Genomic DNA, 18,317 nt, shown 5'->3' on the forward strand with positions numbered 1-18,317 from the left:
CCTTGGGTGCTCTGTTTGCATAGCTTGCGCAACGACCGTCCAACATGAACAGAATTCATGCAAATGGGCAATACGCCTAAAAACCGCGCAGCTTTGTTATGATTCGGCACCTTCTGATATTTGCCCGACCAGGTAGTTCCTATGTCCGACCGCAGCGCTCGTCTTCAAGCACTCCAGCACGCACTCAAAGAGCGCATCCTGATCCTCGACGGCGGCATGGGTACTATGATCCAAAGCTATCGCCTCGAGGAACACGACTATCGTGGCACGCGCTTCGCCGATTGGCCAAGCGACGTGAAAGGCAACAACGACCTGCTGCTGCTCAGCCGCCCGGACGTGATCGCCGCCATCGAGAAAGCCTATCTGGATGCCGGCGCCGATATCCTCGAAACCAACACCTTCAACGCCACGCAGATCTCCCAGGCCGACTACGGCATGGAATCGCTGGTCTACGAGCTGAACGTCCAAGGTGCGCGCATCGCCCGCCAGGTGGCCGATGCCAAGACCCTGGAAACCCCGGACAAGCCGCGCTTCGTCGCCGGCGTGCTCGGCCCGACCAGCCGCACCTGCTCGATCTCCCCGGACGTCAACGACCCCGGCTACCGCAACGTCACCTTCGACGAGCTGGTGGAAAACTACATCGAGGCCACCCGCGGCCTGATCGAGGGCGGCGCCGACCTGATACTGATCGAGACCATCTTCGACACCCTCAACGCCAAGGCGGCGATCTTCGCCGTGCAACAGGTGTTCGAGGACGATGGCATCGAACTGCCGATCATGATCTCGGGCACCATTACCGATGCCTCCGGCCGGACACTGTCGGGCCAGACCACCGAAGCGTTCTGGAACTCGGTGCGGCACGCCAAGCCGATTTCCGTGGGCCTGAACTGCGCCCTCGGCGCCAAGGACCTGCGCCCGTACCTGGAAGAGCTGGCGACCAAGGCCGACACCCACGTGTCCGCCCACCCCAACGCCGGCCTGCCGAACGCCTTCGGTGAATACGACGAGACCCCGGCCGAGATGGCGGCGGTGGTCGAGGAATTTGCCGCCAGCGGCTTCCTCAACATCATCGGCGGTTGCTGCGGCACCACCCCGGGCCACATCCAGGCCATCGCCGAGGCCGTGGCCAAGTACAAACCGCGCGAGATCCCGGAAATCGCCAAGGCCTGCCGCCTGTCCGGCCTGGAGCCGTTCACCATCGACCGCCAGTCGCTGTTCGTCAACGTCGGCGAGCGCACCAACATCACCGGCTCCGCCAAGTTCGCCCGGTTGATCCGTGAAGAGAATTACACCGAGGCCCTGGAAGTCGCCCTTCAGCAAGTCGAGGCCGGCGCCCAGGTGATCGACATCAACATGGACGAAGGGATGCTCGATTCCCAGGCCGCCATGGTCCGCTTCCTCAACCTGATCGCCGGTGAGCCGGACATCTCCCGCGTGCCGATCATGATCGACTCCTCCAAGTGGGAAGTGATCGAAGCGGGCCTGAAGTGCATCCAGGGCAAGGGCATCGTCAACTCGATCTCCATGAAGGAAGGCGTCGAGCAGTTCAAGCACCACGCCCGCCTGTGCAAGCGCTATGGCGCCGCCGTGGTGGTGATGGCCTTCGACGAGGTCGGCCAGGCCGACACCGCCGCGCGCAAGAAGGAAATCTGCCAGCGCAGCTACGACATCCTGGTCAATGAAGTGGGCTTCCCGCCGGAAGACATCATCTTCGACCCGAACATCTTCGCCGTCGCCACCGGCATCGAAGAGCACAACAACTACGCCGTCGATTTCATCGAGGCCTGTGCCTACATCCGCGATCACCTACCCCACGCGCTGAGCTCGGGCGGCGTGTCCAACGTGTCGTTCTCGTTCCGCGGCAACAACCCGGTGCGCGAGGCGATCCACTCGGTCTTCCTGTACCACGCGATCCAGAACGGCCTGACCATGGGTATCGTCAACGCCGGCCAGCTGGAGATCTACGACGAGATCCCGGCCGCGCTGCGCGAGAAGGTCGAGGACGTGGTGCTCAACCGCACCCCGCACGGCACCGACGCCCTGCTGGCGATTGCCGACGACTACAAGGGCGGCGGCGCAACCAAGGAAGTGGAAAACGAAGAGTGGCGTTCGCTGCCCGTTGAAAAGCGCCTGGAACACGCGCTGGTCAAGGGCATCACCGCCTTCATCGTCGAAGACACCGAAGAATGCCGCCAGCAGTGCGCACGCCCGATCGAAGTTATCGAAGGCCCGCTGATGAACGGCATGAACGTGGTTGGCGACCTGTTCGGCGCCGGCAAGATGTTCCTGCCACAGGTGGTCAAGTCGGCCCGGGTGATGAAGCAGGCCGTGGCGCACCTGATCCCGTTCATCGAAGCCGAGAAAGGCGACAAGCCCGAAGCCAAGGGCAAGATCCTCATGGCCACGGTCAAGGGTGACGTGCACGACATCGGCAAGAACATCGTCGGCGTAGTACTGGGCTGCAACGGCTATGACATCGTCGACCTTGGCGTGATGGTGCCGGCCGAGAAGATCCTGCAGACCGCCCGCGAACAGAAGTGCGACATCATCGGCCTGTCCGGCCTGATCACCCCGTCGCTGGACGAGATGGTCCACGTCGCCCGCGAGATGCAGCGCCAGGATTTCCACCTGCCGCTGATGATCGGTGGTGCCACCACCTCCAAGGCACACACCGCGGTCAAGATCGAACCCAAGTACAGCAACGACGCTGTGGTCTACGTCACCGACGCCTCGCGTGCGGTGGGTGTGGCCACCCAGCTGCTGTCCAAGGAACTCAAGCCCGGCTTCGTCGAGAAGACCCGCCAGGACTACGTGGAAGTGCGTGAGCGCACCGCCAACCGCAGCGCCCGCACCGAGCGCCTGAGCTACGCCCAGGCCATTGCCGCCAAGCCAAAGTACGACTGGGCAGGCTACCAGCCAGCAGTGCCCTCTTTCACCGGTGTCAAGGTGCTGGAAGACATCGATCTGCGCACCTTGGCCGAGTACATTGACTGGACGCCGTTCTTCATCTCCTGGGACCTGGCCGGCAAGTTCCCGCGCATCCTCACCGACGAAGTGGTTGGCGAGGCCGCCACCGCGCTGTACAAGGATGCCTGCGAGATGCTCGACAAGCTGATCGACGAGAAACTGATCAGTGCCCGTGCGGTGTTCGGCTTCTGGCCGGCCAACCAGGTCGCCGATGACGACATCGAAGTCTACGGTGCGGACGGCCAGGCCCTGGCCACCCTGCACCACCTGCGCCAGCAGACCATCAAGCCCGATGGCAAGCCGAACCTGTCCCTGGCCGACTTCGTCGCGCCGAAGGCCAGCGGCGTCACCGACTACGTCGGCGGTTTCATCACCACCGCCGGCATCGGTGCCGAGGAAGTGGCCAAGGCTTATCAGGACAAGGGCGACGACTACAGCTCGATCATGGTCAAGGCCCTGGCCGACCGCCTGGCCGAGGCCTGTGCCGAGTGGCTGCACGAGCAGGTGCGCAAAGAGCACTGGGGCTATGCCCGCAACGAGCAGCTGGACAACGAGGCACTGATCAAGGAGCAGTACAGCGGCATCCGCCCTGCCCCGGGCTACCCGGCTTGCCCGGACCACACCGAGAAAGAAACCCTGTTCCGCCTGCTCGATGGCACCGCCATCGGCGAAACCGGGCCGAGCGGTGTGTTCCTGACCGAGCACTTCGCGATGTTCCCGGCAGCGGCGGTCAGCGGCTGGTACTTCGCTCACCCGCAGGCGCAGTACTTTGCGGTGGGCAAGGTCGACAAGGACCAGATCGAGCGTTACAGCGTGCGCAAGGGGCAGGACATCAGCGTGAGCGAACGCTGGTTGGCGCCTAACCTCGGGTACGACAGCTAAGACCGCGTTGGCCTCTTCGCGGGACAAGCCCGCTCCTCCACAGGTAACGCATGCGCCTGTAGGATCGGGCTTGCCCCGCGAAGAGGCCAGCACAGCAACCTCTCACTCATTGCCTACACTGTCCCTGATTGCCTCTGCTTCTTCAGGAGCCACCATGGACGATTCCAGCCAGGGCAAACCCCCAACCTTCTGGCAGATGCTGCACAGCATCCTCGCCGCCGCCTTCGGCGTGCAGAGCGGCAAGAACCGCGCCCGCGACTTCACCCACGGCAAGGCCAGCCACTTCATCGTGATGGGCACGCTGTTCACCTTGGTGTTCATCGCCGTGCTGATCGGCCTGGTACAACTGGCGCTGCACCTCACCGCCCACTGAGCGCTCTACAAAAAGTAAAACGCCTGCGGGTTCCCTCCCGCAGGCGTTCTGGCGGCATCACGATCTTGAGATTCAAGTCACTGGTGGCTGACCCAATACACGGCAGTGACCACCACCAGGACGATCAGGCAGAGGATCGCCCAGGCATCGACACTGCTGTCAGCTTTGCGGACTTTGGTAGAGTTTCCCATTGCATTGCCTCTTGTAGTGGTTATGGGAATGCACTTCACCACCAGCAGTTAAGACGAGCAATGCCCTTCTCTCAAGCAAGGTCTTTCAATAGTCGACGGGTGACGTCAGAAACGGGTATTGGTAGCTCGGCGGACGCCCTTCGGCGCTGTAATGCTGGAAATCGACGCCGTAGTCGTCCCGCTCCAGCAGCTTCAGCCATCGCCGCGCCTTGGCCGGGTCGATCGACTGCAGCACCGGCAGCGTGTGCTCACGCTTGCCGTCGCGATTCACCTCCAGGCCCTGGGCATCGTCGTGCAGCATCACCATGGCCCAGCCACCCAGCGTGGTGTGCCCGCCCATCAGCACGCCCAGGCGCCCATCGATACGGGCGCGCAAGGCTTGCGCTGAACTGTTGACGGCGGCAAACACTGCATCGCGCCCAGGCTTGCGCCCGGCCTCCTCGAACGCCTGCATCGCACCGAGGGCCATCTGGTCGTTGGCCGCCCACACCAGCCGGGTCTTCGGGTAGCGCTGCAGCAATTGCTGCGCCTGCTCGTAGGCGCGTTCACGGTTCCAGCCGCCGTACACCACCTGGCGCAGGCGCACCTGGGGGAAGTCGGCCAGTGCCCGGCGCATGCCCGCTTCTCGCAATTGTGAAGCCGGTGTGGTCTTGACCCCGGCAAAGGCCACCAGGTCGATCGGCTCATTGTCACGCGGCAGCAAGGCGACCATCTCGTGCAACATGCGAAAGCCTGCCTGCTCGTCATTGGAAGTCAAGGTGCCGAGTATCTGCCCGTAACGGTCGGGCTGGGCCTGGATGCTTCTGGCTTGGGTGGCGGTGAGGCCGTTGTTGACCAGGAACAGCTTGACCCCTGTGCCCTGTGACAGGCGGATGATCTCCGGCGCGACGTATTGCTCATTGACCAGCACCAAGTAGTCCGGCCGCTGCGGCCCCTTGAGAATGGCCCGCGCCTGGCTCATCGCCAGCGCTGCATCGCGCTCGCTGTACTCCACCCGCAGCGACATGCCCAGCTCATCTGCAGCGGCCTGCATGAAACGCGAATAGCTGGTCCAGAACGTCTCGTCCGACAGGCCTGGGTTGAGAAAGACCACCGAGGCGGCCTGAGCGGAGGCTGCCAGTGGCAGGCCCAGGCACAAGCTTTGGCAAAGCACCTTGAGCATGCGGATACACCTTTTGAAACAAACCGCCGAGTATAAACCTGTCGCACCCTGGGGTAACAAATGGCAGTCAGTCTCACTTAGTTCTTTTGGTTCTTTTCATATGCAAAAACATCACTTTAGCGCATAAACCCAACCTGCTATCGTTTCCCGGCTCCGAACCGGAGTGCGCGGCCGTGCGCGCGAATAGCTGCATGCAGCCTGAGACAGGACTTTTATGTACGTATACGACGAGTACGATCAGCGGATCATCGAGGACCGCGTCAAGCAGTTCCGGGATCAGACCCGCCGCTACCTGGCCGGTGAGCTGAGCGAAGAAGAATTCCGCCCTCTGCGCCTGCAGAACGGCCTCTATATCCAACGTTTCGCGCCGATGCTGCGTGTCGCCGTGCCGTACGGCCAGCTGAACGCCAATCAGGTTCGCACCCTGGCCAAGATCGCCCGCGACTACGACAAAGGCTACGCCCACATTTCCACCCGCCAGAACGTGCAGTTCAACTGGCCGGCGCTGGAAGACATCCCGGACATCCTCGCCGAGCTGGCCACCGTGCAGATGCACGCGATCCAGACCAGCGGCAACTGCCTGCGCAACACCACCACCGACCAGTTCGCCGGTGTTGCCGCGGATGAACTGGTCGACCCGCGCCCATGGTGCGAAATCGTCCGCCAGTGGACCACTTTCCACCCGGAATTTGCCTACCTGCCGCGCAAGTTCAAGATTGCCATCAACGGCTCGAAGGAAGACCGCGCCGCCATCGAAGTGCACGACATCGGCCTGGAGCCGGTGCGCAACGCCGCTGGCGAGCTGGGCTTCCGCGTGCTGGTCGGTGGTGGCCTGGGCCGTACCCCGGTGATCGGCTCGTTCATCAACGAGTTCCTGCCATGGCAGGACCTGATCAGCTACCTCGACGCCATCCTGCGCGTGTACAACCGTTACGGTCGCCGTGACAACAAGTACAAGGCGCGGATCAAGATCCTGGTCAAGGCACTGACCCCGGAAGTGTTCGCCGAGAAGGTCGAGGCCGAAATGGCCCACCTGCGTGGCGGCAGCACCACCCTGACCGAAGCCGAAGTCCAGCGCGTCTCGCGCCACTTCGTCGACCCGAACTACTTGGCCCTCGACAACGTCGACTACAGCGCCCAGGATGCCGAATTCCCAGGCTTCGCCCGCTGGCGCTCGCGCAACACTCGCGCCCACAAGCGCCCTGGCTACGTAGCCGTGACCCTGTCGCTCAAGCCGACCGGCGTTGCCCCTGGCGACCTGACCGACAAGCAGCTGGACGCCGTGGCAGACCTCGCCGAGCGCTACAGCTTCGGCTTCCTGCGGACCTCCCACGAGCAGAACATCATCCTCGCCGACGTCGAGCAGCGCCAGCTGCACGCGCTGTGGATGGAACTGCGCGAGGGCGGCTTCGCCACGCCGAACATCGGCCTGCTGACCGATATCATCTGCTGCCCGGGCGGTGACTATTGCTCGCTGGCCAATGCCAAGTCGATCCCGATCGCCGAATCCATCCAGCGCCGTTTCGACGACCTGGACTATCTGTTCGACATCGGCGAGATCGACCTGAACATCTCTGGCTGCATGAACGCCTGCGGCCACCACCACGTCGGCCATATCGGCATCCTCGGGGTGGACAAGAAGGGCGAAGAGTTCTACCAGGTATCGCTGGGCGGCAATGCCGCGCGCGACGCAAGCCTGGGCAAGATCCTCGGCCCGTCCTTCGCCCAGAATGACATGGCCGATGTGATCGAGAAGCTGATCACCGTGTACATCGAAGAACGTACCGAGGAAGAGCGTTTCATCGACACCTACCAGCGTATCGGCATCGACCCCTTCAAGGAACGCGTCTATGCAGCGAATCATTAAGAACAACCAGATCGTCGACGAAACCTGGCACCTGCTGCCCAAGGACTTCTCGTTCGACGAGCTGAGCAACTGCGACGACTACATCGTCCCGCTGCAGATGTGGCGCGACCATGCCCACGTGCTCAAGGCCCGCGACGGCGGCCTGGGCGTGTGGCTGGACAGCGACCAGGAAGCGGAAGAAATCGGCGACGACGTGCAGCACTTCCAGGTCATCGCCCTGAACTTCCCGGCCTTCACCGACGGGCGCAGCTATTCGAATGCGCGCCTGCTGCGTGACCGCTACGGCTACAAGGGCGAGCTGCGCGCCATCGGCGACGTGCTGCGCGACCAGCTGTTCTTCATGGCCCGTTGCGGCTTCGACGCGTTCGCCATCCGTGCCGACAAGGACCCGAAAGACGCACTGCAGGGCCTGAAGGACTTCTCGGTGACCTATCAGGGCGCCACCGATGAGCCGCTGCCACTGTTCCGCCGCCGCTGATCGTCACCAGCAATGCCCGACGGTCCGCCTTTTGGCGGGCCGTTTCTTTTGTACGCAATACACACTCAGGTTTCCTGATGGCACGCCGATAGCATGGATACCCACAAAATCTGCATGGAAAGCCGAAGATGAACCCGATTGCTACCGTTCGTACCCTCCCCGTCCAGATTGCGCCTGCAGCGACTGCTCAGCTGGACGCAACCAGCCAAGCCGCCGGCACGTTGACCCGTGCCAGTACACAGGTGGTTCTCGGCCAGCAATCGATCAGCATGGGCAGCGACATCTACTCTGCCAAAGGTACCCTCGAGAGCTCATCCAGCCGCTACGTCTGGGAAACGCCAGGTGTCGACAAGCTCAGCCAGTACATGGCCGGCGTCGTGCAATCGAGTTCGACCAGCACGCGCTTCCAGGGCCTGGGGGCAGCGCTGCTGGCGCAACTGGCCGCCAATGGCGGTGCGACCATTGCCCAATCCGGCTTGCTGATAAACGACGCATCTGCGCCAAATGAGCTGATACTGGGCCTGCAGCAGTCGCGCCTACGCGAATACGCCAGCAACAGCATCACCTTCAACCTCACCACGGCCTCCGGCGCGACCGTGTCTCTGGGACTGTACAGCAGCGAGCAAGGCCTGGCCGTGGATGCACAGGTGCAGGGCGGCACGCTCAGTGCCAAGGAGCTTGATGGCCTGGCCGCGCTGGCCAGCAGCTTCCAGTCGGCTATCAACGGCCTGACCCAGGAACCGCCGAGCTTCCAGCTGGGCGCACTGGTCAAGCTCGACCCGAGCCTGTTCACCGGCCTGCAACTCGACGCGCAGCTGGTGACCAGCAGCGGCGAGCAGCAAGCCTTCGAACTGCGCCTGGACGACCAGACCCGTAGCCTGAAACTGCAGGGCCCCGGTGGTGAAGTGAAGATGAACTTCGACACTCAGGGCGGCGCGTTGCTGGGCAGCCAGGCCATGCGCCAGGCTGCAGTGGCCAACTACCTGAGCCAATTTGACGCCGCACAAGCGCGCGGCCACGGCGACGCACAGCTGATGAGCCTGTTCAAGGATGCTTTCAGCCAGCTCAACAGCGTCGACGACAACAACCGCCTGGCCAACTCGGCAACGGCCATGAACAAGAACAGCCGCCTGCTGCTCAGCGGCTTGGCCGACTTCAACGCATCGATCAGCCAGCCCACGCAGCAGCCCAACCCGGCGAAGCCGGACGAGCCAGATAGCTTCAACTACCAGGTTTCACAGTCGACCAGGATCAAGGGCGGCGCCAACCTGAGCGTGGAGCAGCAACAACAGGCCAACCTCAAGGCCGCCTGGCACGAAAGGTTCAAGCCACTGGTGGCCCTGCAACTGACCCGCGACAGCGAATCGCAGAACTACCGCTACCACGAAGTCAACGATCAGTCGAACAGCACTACTCGCCTGGGCTTGCGCAATGGCGTGCTGACCGACGCCAGTGTGTCGCAGCAGGCGACCCAGAAAGAGCGGGTTCGCACCTACCAGAATGGCATCGAGCTTTCGGACGTAGTCAACAATGCTTCCAGCAGCAAGGACCGTGACCTGCTGGGCTCCCTCGACGCATTGCTGCGCCAGGACCGTAAAGCACAGCGCATCGGTGCACAGTCCACGCTGGAGCAACAGCTGCTGGGCCTGAGCCAGCTGTGGTTGCTGCAGTCCAGCCCGACACTGATCAAGGATTGATAGCGTCGCCTTGTCGGATCTGCATGAGCCAATGATCCATTCGTGACTTCACGTCAAATGACCTTGGCCGTGCCCTGCCTTAATCGAACACGCTGAAACCCGCACACTGCTCCCCATTCGACGCTCGACCGCCACTGAGCGACTAGGCTCAGTCGGTTCGCCTTTCACTCTCCAGGAGCAGATTCATGAGCATTCCATCCTTCGGCCTCGGCACTTTCCGCCTGACCGGCTAAACCGTCATAGATTCGGTCAAGTCGGCGCTGGAACTGGGTTACCGGGTCATCGACACCGCGCAGATCTACAAGAACGAAGCCGACGTCGGCCAGGCCATCGCCGAGAGCGGCGTGCCGCGCAGCGAGCTATTCATCACCACCAAGATCTGGGTTGATAACTACGCCGCGGACAAGCTCATTCCCAGCCTGCGCGACAGCCTGCAGAAACTGCGCACCGACCATGTCGACCTGCTGCTGATCCATTGGCCGGCCCCGGGCAACGGCGTTGAACTGGCCGAATACATGACAGCCCTGGCTGAGGCCAAGAAGCTGGGCCTGACCCGTCAGATTGGCGTGTCCAATTTCAACATCGAGCTGACCAGGCAAGCCATCGCCGTGGTTGGCAAAGGCGAAATCGCCACCAACCAGATCGAACTCAGCCCGTACCTGCAGAACAGCAAGCTGACCGCGTTCCTCAAGGAGCAAGGCATTACCGTCACCTCCTACATGACCCTGGCTTATGGCAAGGTCCTGAAAGACCCGGTGCTGGCCGCGATCGCCAGCAAGCACAAGGCCACGGTCGCCCAAGTCGCCCTGGCCTGGGCCATGCAGTTGGGTTACGCGGTGATCCCGTCATCGACCAAGCGCGAGAACCTGGCCAGCAATCTGCTTGCCCAGAGCCTGCGCCTGGATGCCGACGACATGGCGCGCATTGCCACGCTCGAACGCAATGGCCGCGAAGTCAGCCCCGCCAACCTGGCCCCGGCCTGGGACTGAGACATTGATAGCGGGGCTGCCTTGCAGCCCCCATGGCCCAGCTCAGAACCTCAACCCCACGTTGATCATCCCCGCCGCCCCGCCCAGCACCACGAACTCGGCCCCCACCGGCCCCCAATGCACGCCGAACGACGGAATGATCACCGGCGCAACGCCGAAATGGTTCAACGGGATCTTGTCGTCATATTCGCCCTTGTAGCCCTCGATCAACCCCGCGCTCAGCTTGGCATACACGGGATAGCGCTCGTGCTCCCAGACCTTGCCCAGATAGGCGTAGTAGGAGCGTTGGGAGAACGAGTTCTTGAAGGTCGCCGCTCCCCACAGCAGGCCGTCGGTGTAGATGCGCTCGATGCCGATCAGCTCCTGGTGGTTGTTGTGCTCCGGGTCGTGGGTCCAGTGCTTGGTATAGGCGCTGGTCTGCACGTACCAGTAATCCCCCTCGCGCTCGCCATCTTCGGCAATTGCGGCCAGACTGACTGCCAGCAGCCCGATCGCTGCAATTGACGTCCCATTCATGCTCGATGCCTCGCTGGACAATCCAGTGACACTAGCCGGGCCCGTCCGATTGCGCCATAGGAACAGTTCAGGGAGCAATGATGCCGATACGCCGAATGCTGGTGCCTGTGGTACTCGTGGTAATGGCCCTGCTGGTCAGTGCGCTGTTCGCCCTGCGCATTACCGCGATTGCCGATTTCCAGCTGGAGCCTTGGCACACCTACGTGCCGGACGAGATGCCGGCCAGCGACATCGACCACGCCAGCTGGGGCGACTACCTCGCTGCCGAGCAACGCGTGCTCAACCAGGTCAACCGGGAAATGCGCGAGCAGCTGGCCAGCGAGCAGCCGTCCGCCTACAACCGCTTCGTAGCCGGCAGCCGGGTGTTTCCGGGCAATCTCAGCCATGACTGGAACCGCTCCTATATCACCGAACCCAGCCAAACCGCCAAAGGCTCGGTGGTGCTGCTGCACGGTTTGACCGACTCGCCGTACAGCCTGCGCCATTTCGCCCGGCACTTTCAGGACCTGGGCTATGTGGTAGTCGCCCCACGCCTGCCCGGGCATGGCACAGTCCCGGCCGGCCTCACCGCTGCCCACTGGGAAGACTGGATGGCCGCCACCCGCCTGGCCGTGCGCGAAGCTACCCGCCGCGCCCCCGCAGGCACCCCGCTGTACATCGTCGGCTTCTCCAATGGCGGTGCATTGGCCGTCAAATACAGCCTCGACGCGCTGGAGGACCCGCACCTGGTCAAGCCCACCCATCTGGTGCTGATCTCGCCCATGATCGGCGTCAGCCGCTTTGCCCGCTTTGCCGGCATCGCCGGCCTGCCGGCGTTGTTCCCAGCGTTCGCCAAGGCCGCCTGGCTGAGCGTGCTGCCTGAGTTCAACCCCTTCAAGTACAACTCGTTCCCGGTCAATGCCGCGCGCCAGTCCTACGAACTGACCGAAGCCGTGCGCCAACAGCTGCTCGCGCAAACCCGCGAACCGCAGCGTCTTGCTACGCTGCCACCGGTTCTCACCTACCAATCGCTGGTTGATGGCACGGTCAGCACCGAAGCCATCCAGACCGATCTGTACGACCGCCTGCCCGCCAATGGCAGTGCGCTGGTGGTGTTCGACACCAATGGCTCGCTGGGTATCGACGACATGCTCAGGCCGTCGGTGGCGGCCCTTCGCGACAGGATGTTCAAACCCCAGGCCCGCCCCTATGCGCGCACCTTGATTGCGACCCGAGGCCTGGGCAATGCGCAGCTCAAGTCGTCACACTTCGCGGCCCTGGCAACCACGGCTGACGAACAGATGCTGGATGCGGTGTATCCGCGCAGCCTGATCTCGCTGTCCCATGTGGCACTGCCCTTTCCCATCGATGATCCGCTTTATGGGCAGCAGCCTGATGGCCAGGAAAATTACGGGGTGAACCTGGGCAACTTGAACATGCGCGGGGAGCGTGGGGCGCTGATCGTGGATGCGGGGAGCTTTTCGCGGGCGACCTCGAATCCGTTTTTCAAGGTGATGCTCGACGGGCTGGATGGGGCGTTGCGGTTGCGCTGAGGGCCTGACTTAGGGCTTTTTGCGATTGATGCCCCCGCTTCCCGCCCACTATTCCACCAAGCGCAACAATGAAATGCCAAAGGCACGGATTCTCGGCTATGCCAGCGAGTACTACGCTACTCCCTGCCAACCACTCCCAGGAGCCACCCGATGTCCCGCCCTCCACTGCCTCCGTTCACCCACGAAACCGCCATCCAGAAGGTCCGCCTCGCCGAAGACGGCTGGAACAGCCGCGACGCTGCCAAAGTGGCACTGGCCTACACCGTCGATACTGCCTGGCGCAACCGCGTCGAATTCCCCCGTGGCCGCACCGAGGTCGAGGCGTTTCTGACCCGCAAATGGAACCACGAACTGGAATATCGCCTGATCAAGGAGCTGTGGGCCTTCACCGGTAACCGCATCGCCGTGCGCTATGCCTACGAATACCACGACGACAGCGGCCAGTGGTTCCGTGCCTATGGCAACGAGAACTGGGAATTCGCCGAAGATGGCCTGATGCAAAACCGCTTTTCCAGCATCAATGAACAGCCTATCAGCGAAGCAGAGCGCAAGTTCCACTGGCCGCTGGGCCGGCGCCCGGATGATCATCCGGGCCTGAGCGACCTGGGGCTCTGATCAGCCCACTGGCAAGCTGACCTTGACCTCCAGCCCGCCGCCTGGGCGATTGGCCAAGGTCACGCTGCCGCCTTGCTCCAACACGATCGCGCGCACCGCCGGCAAGCCGAGCCCGACGCCACCGGTGTCGCGATTGCGCGAAACCTCAATACGGAAAAAGGGCGCGAACACACGCTCCTGCAATTCAGGCGCGATGCCCGGCCCACGATCCAGCACGGTGATTTCCAGTTGCTCGGCAGTGACCACCAGCCGCATTTCGGGCGCCAGGCCATACTTGACGGCGTTATCGACCAGGTTCACCAGCACCCGCTTGATACCCACCGGCCGGCCGACATAGACGCAGCGCCGCGGCGCATCGAGCGCAACCTTTATACCCGCGTCCTTGAAGTCGTCCACCACCGTTTGCAGCATCTCGGCCAGGTCGAACGCCGTGCTCTGTTCGAGCCGCGCATCGTCGCGAAAGAACTCCAGTGCGGCATCGACCATGGTCTGCATTTCGTCGACATCCTTGAACAGCTTGGCCTGCAGTTCAGCGTCCTCGATGAACTCGCCGCGCAGGCGCATGCGCGTCAATGGCGCGCGCAGGTCATGGGAAATCGCCGCCAGCATCTGCGTGCGATCATTCACGAAGTGCTTGAGCTGCGCCTGGGTGGCATTGAAGGCGAGAATGGCCTGGCGCAGGTCATGGGGGCCGACTACCGGGATCGGCGGCGCATTGAAGTCCTTGCCGAAACGCCGTGCGCCTTCAGCGAAGCGCTCCAGCGGACGGGCCAGATAGCGCGTGGCGAACAGCGCGACCACCAGGCTGGAAAGCAGCATCAAGGTGAGGATGATCAGGTTGCGTGGCAGTTCGTCCAGGCCCCAGCTGCGGTCCGTGGCACGGTACAGCACCCAGCTCTTGTCACTCAATTCGATCATCAGCGCATAGCCGCGCGCCGGTTCATACTCCAGCAGGTCGGACGGCTCGAAGGCTTCGATCCGTGCCTCGGGCCGCTTCAACAAGGCACGCAGGGTTGGCGTGCCCTTGCGAGACTCGGCATCGACCAGCTCAGGCATTCCGGCTTCGTCATGGCTGCGCAACCAATGCACGGAGTAAGAGCCATCCCCTGCCGCGTTGGCAATGCTGGCGCGCTGCGCCACGGGCGCGGCATCGAGGATGCGGGTGACGGTGGCGACCTTCTCGATTACCCCGCTCTCCAGCAACGGCGGCAGTGCCCACACGCTCAGCAACAGGCTGAAAAGCCCTTTGAGCAGCAGCAGGATGAACATCGCCGTCAGGGTGGTCAGGGCAATCCAGCGGGCGATGGTGATGCGTGGCCGCGGCAGGGCCTTGTGCAGCTTGGCCAACAACTTCATCGCCTGACCACGGTGGCAGTGAACAGGTAACCGACATTGCGCAGGGTGCGGATCAGCGGTTCGGCGCCCGCCTCGCTCTCCAGCTTGCGCCGCAGCCGACTGACCTGCACGTCGATGCTACGGTCATAGGCTTCATAGGACTCACCCCTGGCCAGATCGAGCAACTGCTGGCGGCTGAGCACTCGCCGGGGATGCTCGGCGAACACCAGCAGCAGCTCGAATTCACCGTTGGACAGGGGGATCATCACCTGCTCCGGCGAGCGCAGTTCACGCCGCACCACATCCAGTTGCCAGCCGGAAAACTCCAGCAGCGTGCGCGGGGAGTCAGCCGCGCCGTCCGCTGCTTCGCCTGCCCGGCGCAACACCGCCCGCACCCGCGCCAGCAGCTCGCGGGCGGCAAATGGCTTGGTCAAGTAATCGTCGGCGCCCAGCTCCAGGCCGACCACGCGATCGCTCAGCTCTGCCATGGCGGTGAGCATGATCACCGCCACTTTGTGCTCGGCACGCAGGCGCTGGCACAGCACCAGGCCACTGTCACCCGGCAGCATTACATCGAGAATGACCAGGTCCGGCACCCTCCGCTCCAGGGCTTGCCAAAGCCCTTTGCCATCGCGGGCCACGTCGACCTCGTAGCCATGCTGGCGGAGAAACTTCTGCAGCAGATCGAGTACTTCGACATCATCGTCGACAATCAGCAAATGGCTCAAAACAGGCACCGAAAACAAAGGCAATTACCGTGTACTGTAAGGCCATCAGCGGGCTGCCGTCATATATTTCAACCCGGAAACAAAGTGTCAGCCGCGAGATAATTTGGACATTCCCAAGCAATCAAACCCCCGCAGCATCGGCGCCACTTCTTCACAGGAATGTGCCCATGCCTACCCCTTCCGCTGCCTGGTTATCTGCCCGCAACACGGTCCTGGCCTTGTCACTGCTGGCCGCCAGCGGCTGCAGCCAGCGCCCGCCGGCCACTGCCTGCGGCCCGGTCGCCTATCAACTCAGCGACCCGGCCGAACCTGCCAACCGCGCCGTGTTCGCCTTCAACCGCAGCGTCGACGATTACCTGCTGGCGCCGGTCGCCCGCGGCTATACCGCCTTGCCGAACTTCGCCCAGCAAGGCGTACACAACTTCGCCGCCAACTTCGGTGAGCCAAAGGTGTTCGCCAACGACCTGCTACAAGGCAACGGCGAGCGGGCGATGACCAGCCTGAGCCGCTTCATCTTCAACACCACCCTCGGCGTGGCTGGCCTGATCGATGTCTCCGGCAAGATGGGACTTGCCCGCCATGAGTCGGACTTCGGCCAGACCTTCGGTGTGTGGAACATCGCCGATGGCCCGATCGTCGAGTTGCCGCTGCTTGGCTCGCACAACCTGCGCGATGCGACGGGCCGGATACTGGGCCTGGCACTGGACCCGTTCGGCGACAACAGCGATACGGTCGAGACCCTGGGCACTGTGGCCCTGGCCGGTGGCATGGTGGATGGTCGAGCGCAGGTGTTACCGCTGACCGACAAACTGCGCACTCAGCCGGATTACTACCAGGCCGTGCGCGATTTCACCGCGCAACAGCGCGCCAACCGGGTGGTCGAGGGCCAGCTCGGCGCGCCAGGCAAGCGCCCGGGCCAGTGCCAGCGAGGGCCTGCCAGTGAATGATGCCGTGTCACTGTTCCGCCGCGTGGAGTGCGGGACCGAGCAGCCTGTACTGTTGCACGAGCTCGAAGCCCGCGTCTCGGAGGATGGGCGCGAACTGATTGTCAGCCGTTATCGGGAACGATATGCCGACGGTGGCGATACCCGGCGTCACGAGGTACATCGCCGCGTACCGATCGCCATGCTGTTGAAGTGGATGGCCAGAGCAGGCACGCCCCCCCAGCCATCCTGATGACGTTGCTCAGCGGGTCATCTTGCTCACTGCGGCCACCAGTATCGGAGCCAGCTCGGCATCAGTCATCGCCGGGCTGACCTGCATGTGCGCCAGGTCACTCCAGTCCATCGTCCAGTGCAATACCGGCTGCAGATCATTGCTTTCGACCACTGCAAAACCCTGCAGCTCGCCTACCGCATGCCAACGGCCATGGACCTTGAGCTCAGCGGGAGGCTTGCCGCCGGTCTCGGCGAAGCGGGCCATCACGGCGTTGCGGTTTTCCGGGGCAATGCTCCATTGAATGATGAAAAGCATATGGCACCTCCCAGTTGTTCGGCACCTGTGCCAGACACCCACCCCGGGGGCGCCGGGGCCTGGGGCGGGTGAATGCGCCATATTTAGGCATAGCAGGATGGACAGCCGGTTGCCTGGCTGGTTGTCGGAATCTGGAGGCCAGTACAGACCAAAGCCCGAAATGCCCGAATCGCGACAGTGAGTGCCTGTTCGGCGTGAGACAGGCATTGCCCGGCTGGATAACCTCCGTCGGGCAATGCCTTGCCACCACTCGAAAAAGAGCCTCGCCCATGACGACTCCTGCCGCCTCCTTGGCCCAACCCGCCACAGCCGCCGACCAACCCCAGGGCTTCCTGGTCAGGATCGTCGGTGCCGCCGCCTTCGCCCATTTGCTCAACGACCTGATCCAGGCCGTGCTGCCGTCGATCTACCCAATGCTCAAGAGTGACTTCTCGCTGAGTTTCGCCCAGATCGGCTGGATCGCCCTGATCTACCAGGTCACCGCCTCGCTGCTGCAGCCCTGGGTCGGCATGTACACCGACAAGCGCCCCATGCCGTACCTGCTGCCCACCGGCATGCTGTTCACCCTGGTCGGCATCGCCCTGCTCGCCTTCGCCAACAGCTACGAGATGCTGCTGTTCGCCGCTGCTGTGGTGGGTATCGGTTCGGCAACCTTCCACCCCGAAGCCTCACGGGTCGCGCGCATGGCCTCCGGCGGGCGCTTCGGCACCGCGCAGTCGACCTTCCAGGTCGGTGGCAACACCGGCTCGGCGATCGGCCCGCTGCTGACCGCCGCCATCGTCATCCCCCATGGCCAGCCCGCCATTGCCTGGTTCATGCTGGCGGCAGGGCTGGCGATCTTCGTGCTGCTGCGCGTTACCGGATGGACCATCCGCCACGGGCAGACCCAGCTCAAGGGCCTGGCAGGGCAACAGGCGCCCGGCCTTTCGAAAGGTGCCATGTGGCGCGCCGTGGGCGTGATTGCCGTGCTGATGTTCGCCAAGTTCGTCTACATTGCGTCTTTCACCAACTACTTCACCTTCTACCTGATCGAGCACTTCGGCCTGAGCGTGCAGCAAAGCCAGCTGTACCTGTTCGTGTTCCTCGCCGCCGTGGCCCTGGGCACCTTTGCCGGCGGGCCGGTCGGTGACCGTATCGGGCGCAAGGCAGTGATCTGGATCTCGTTCCTTGGCGTTGCCCCATTCGCCCTCGCCCTGCCCTACGCCAACCTGGCCTGGACCGCGGTGCTGGCGGTGGCCATCGGCCTGGTGATGTCGTCGGCCTTCGCCGCGCTGGTGGTGTACGCCCAGGAAGCCGTGCCTGGCCGCGTCGGCATGGTGTCGGGGGTGATGTTCGGCCTGATGTTCGGCATCAGCGGCATCGGTGCTGCGGGCCTTGGCGAGCTGGCCGACCTGCATGGCATCGAGTGGGTGTACCAAGTGATCTCGTTCCTGCCGCTGCTCGGCCTTGCCACCGCACTGCTGCCGGCAACCCGTTCGAAGGCGCGGCCCACCCGCTGCTGCTAACATGGCC

Annotated in this window: 16 protein-coding genes; 11 read left to right on the top strand and 5 right to left on the bottom strand. The window is 63.2% G+C overall.

Annotated features, from left to right (window positions below; all coding sequences use genetic code 11):
- Positions 1-141 precede the first annotated feature (141 nt).
- Together metH and ACOKS3_RS18190 are read left to right on the top strand one after the other, a co-directional pair.
- Positions 142-3,849 (top strand): methionine synthase, encoded by a 3,708-nt coding sequence (metH, locus tag ACOKS3_RS18185; protein WP_103448029.1) that lies wholly within the window; start codon positions 142-144, stop codon positions 3,847-3,849.
- A 154-nt stretch (positions 3,850-4,003) separates the two neighbouring features.
- Positions 4,004-4,222 carry a DUF2970 domain-containing protein gene (locus ACOKS3_RS18190; RefSeq protein ID WP_103448030.1) on the top strand — a complete coding sequence of 73 codons (219 nt, stop codon included), beginning with the start codon at positions 4,004-4,006 and terminating at the stop codon, positions 4,220-4,222.
- A gap of 276 nt (positions 4,223-4,498) precedes the next feature.
- On the opposite strand, the gene ACOKS3_RS18195 is transcribed toward ACOKS3_RS18190, so the two are convergent.
- The gene (locus tag ACOKS3_RS18195) at positions 4,499-5,575 is read right to left on the bottom strand and encodes an ABC transporter substrate-binding protein (RefSeq protein WP_103448031.1); all 1,077 of its coding nucleotides are present in this window, start codon (positions 5,573-5,575) and stop codon (positions 4,499-4,501) included.
- Positions 5,576-5,789: 214 nt separating this feature from the next.
- Between ACOKS3_RS18195 and ACOKS3_RS18200 the strand changes: the two genes are divergently transcribed.
- The 4 genes from ACOKS3_RS18200 to dkgB all read left to right on the top strand — a co-directional run bounded on the left by ACOKS3_RS18200 (position 5,790) and on the right by dkgB (position 10,606).
- The gene (locus ACOKS3_RS18200; protein WP_422763545.1) at positions 5,790-7,442 is read left to right on the top strand and encodes a nitrite/sulfite reductase; all 1,653 of its coding nucleotides are present in this window, start codon (positions 5,790-5,792) and stop codon (positions 7,440-7,442) included.
- Positions 7,426-7,920 carry a DUF934 domain-containing protein gene (locus ACOKS3_RS18205; RefSeq protein ID WP_422763544.1) on the top strand — a complete coding sequence of 165 codons (495 nt, stop codon included), beginning with the start codon at positions 7,426-7,428 and terminating at the stop codon, positions 7,918-7,920. Before ACOKS3_RS18200 ends, ACOKS3_RS18205 begins: the two co-directional genes overlap by 17 nt.
- Before the next feature lie 128 nt (positions 7,921-8,048).
- Entirely contained in the window at positions 8,049-9,617 is a 1,569-nt protein-coding gene (locus ACOKS3_RS18210) for a hypothetical protein (protein ID WP_422763543.1), read from the top strand.
- 239 nt (positions 9,618-9,856) lie between these two features.
- The gene (gene dkgB, locus ACOKS3_RS18215; protein WP_422763565.1) at positions 9,857-10,606 is read left to right on the top strand and encodes a 2,5-didehydrogluconate reductase DkgB; all 750 of its coding nucleotides are present in this window, start codon (positions 9,857-9,859) and stop codon (positions 10,604-10,606) included.
- Positions 10,607-10,648: 42 nt separating this feature from the next.
- Here dkgB and ACOKS3_RS18220 read toward each other — a convergent pair whose 3' ends face one another.
- Positions 10,649-11,122: a sn-glycerol-3-phosphate transporter gene (locus ACOKS3_RS18220; RefSeq protein ID WP_422763542.1), complete on the bottom strand. Its 474-nt coding sequence runs from the start codon at positions 11,120-11,122 to the stop codon at positions 10,649-10,651.
- Between the two features lie 80 nt (positions 11,123-11,202).
- Between ACOKS3_RS18220 and ACOKS3_RS18225 the strand changes: the two genes are divergently transcribed.
- Both ACOKS3_RS18225 and ACOKS3_RS18230 read left to right on the top strand, forming a co-directional pair.
- On the top strand, positions 11,203-12,654 hold the full coding sequence (locus ACOKS3_RS18225; RefSeq protein WP_422763541.1) for an alpha/beta hydrolase: 1,452 nt from the start codon (positions 11,203-11,205) through the stop codon (positions 12,652-12,654).
- A gap of 150 nt (positions 12,655-12,804) precedes the next feature.
- Complete coding sequence (locus ACOKS3_RS18230; RefSeq protein ID WP_103448037.1) at positions 12,805-13,269, top strand: nuclear transport factor 2 family protein; 465 nt, start codon at positions 12,805-12,807, stop codon at positions 13,267-13,269.
- Here the strand turns inward: ACOKS3_RS18230 and ACOKS3_RS18235 are convergent, their stop codons facing one another.
- Together ACOKS3_RS18235 and ACOKS3_RS18240 are read right to left on the bottom strand one after the other, a co-directional pair.
- The gene (locus ACOKS3_RS18235) at positions 13,270-14,625 is read right to left on the bottom strand and encodes a sensor histidine kinase (RefSeq protein WP_103448038.1); all 1,356 of its coding nucleotides are present in this window, start codon (positions 14,623-14,625) and stop codon (positions 13,270-13,272) included.
- Positions 14,622-15,332, bottom strand: coding sequence for a response regulator (locus ACOKS3_RS18240; RefSeq protein WP_422763540.1), 711 nt, complete (start codon positions 15,330-15,332; stop codon positions 14,622-14,624). Before ACOKS3_RS18240 ends, ACOKS3_RS18235 begins: the two co-directional genes overlap by 4 nt.
- A 167-nt stretch (positions 15,333-15,499) precedes the next feature.
- Here ACOKS3_RS18240 and ACOKS3_RS18245 point away from each other — a divergent pair, with 167 nt between their 5' ends.
- Together ACOKS3_RS18245 and ACOKS3_RS18250 are read left to right on the top strand one after the other, a co-directional pair.
- Positions 15,500-16,279: an MlaA family lipoprotein gene (locus ACOKS3_RS18245; RefSeq protein ID WP_103448039.1), complete on the top strand. Its 780-nt coding sequence runs from the start codon at positions 15,500-15,502 to the stop codon at positions 16,277-16,279.
- Complete coding sequence (locus ACOKS3_RS18250; protein ID WP_103448040.1) at positions 16,272-16,508, top strand: hypothetical protein; 237 nt, start codon at positions 16,272-16,274, stop codon at positions 16,506-16,508. Before ACOKS3_RS18245 ends, ACOKS3_RS18250 begins: the two co-directional genes overlap by 8 nt.
- A gap of 9 nt (positions 16,509-16,517) precedes the next feature.
- Here the strand turns inward: ACOKS3_RS18250 and ACOKS3_RS18255 are convergent, their stop codons facing one another.
- A complete protein-coding gene (locus ACOKS3_RS18255; protein WP_103448041.1) occupies positions 16,518-16,805 on the bottom strand; it encodes a DUF3303 domain-containing protein in 288 nt (95 codons plus the stop codon).
- Positions 16,806-17,074: 269 nt separating this feature from the next.
- Here ACOKS3_RS18255 and ACOKS3_RS18260 point away from each other — a divergent pair, with 269 nt between their 5' ends.
- Positions 17,075-18,310 (top strand): MFS transporter, encoded by a 1,236-nt coding sequence (locus tag ACOKS3_RS18260; protein WP_103448042.1) that lies wholly within the window; start codon positions 17,075-17,077, stop codon positions 18,308-18,310.
- The last annotated feature ends 7 nt before the right edge of the window (positions 18,311-18,317 follow it).

It is taken from the genome of Pseudomonas sp. HS6-2, assembly GCF_049325675.2.
Classification (GTDB): domain Bacteria; phylum Pseudomonadota; class Gammaproteobacteria; order Pseudomonadales; family Pseudomonadaceae; genus Aquipseudomonas; species Aquipseudomonas putida_N.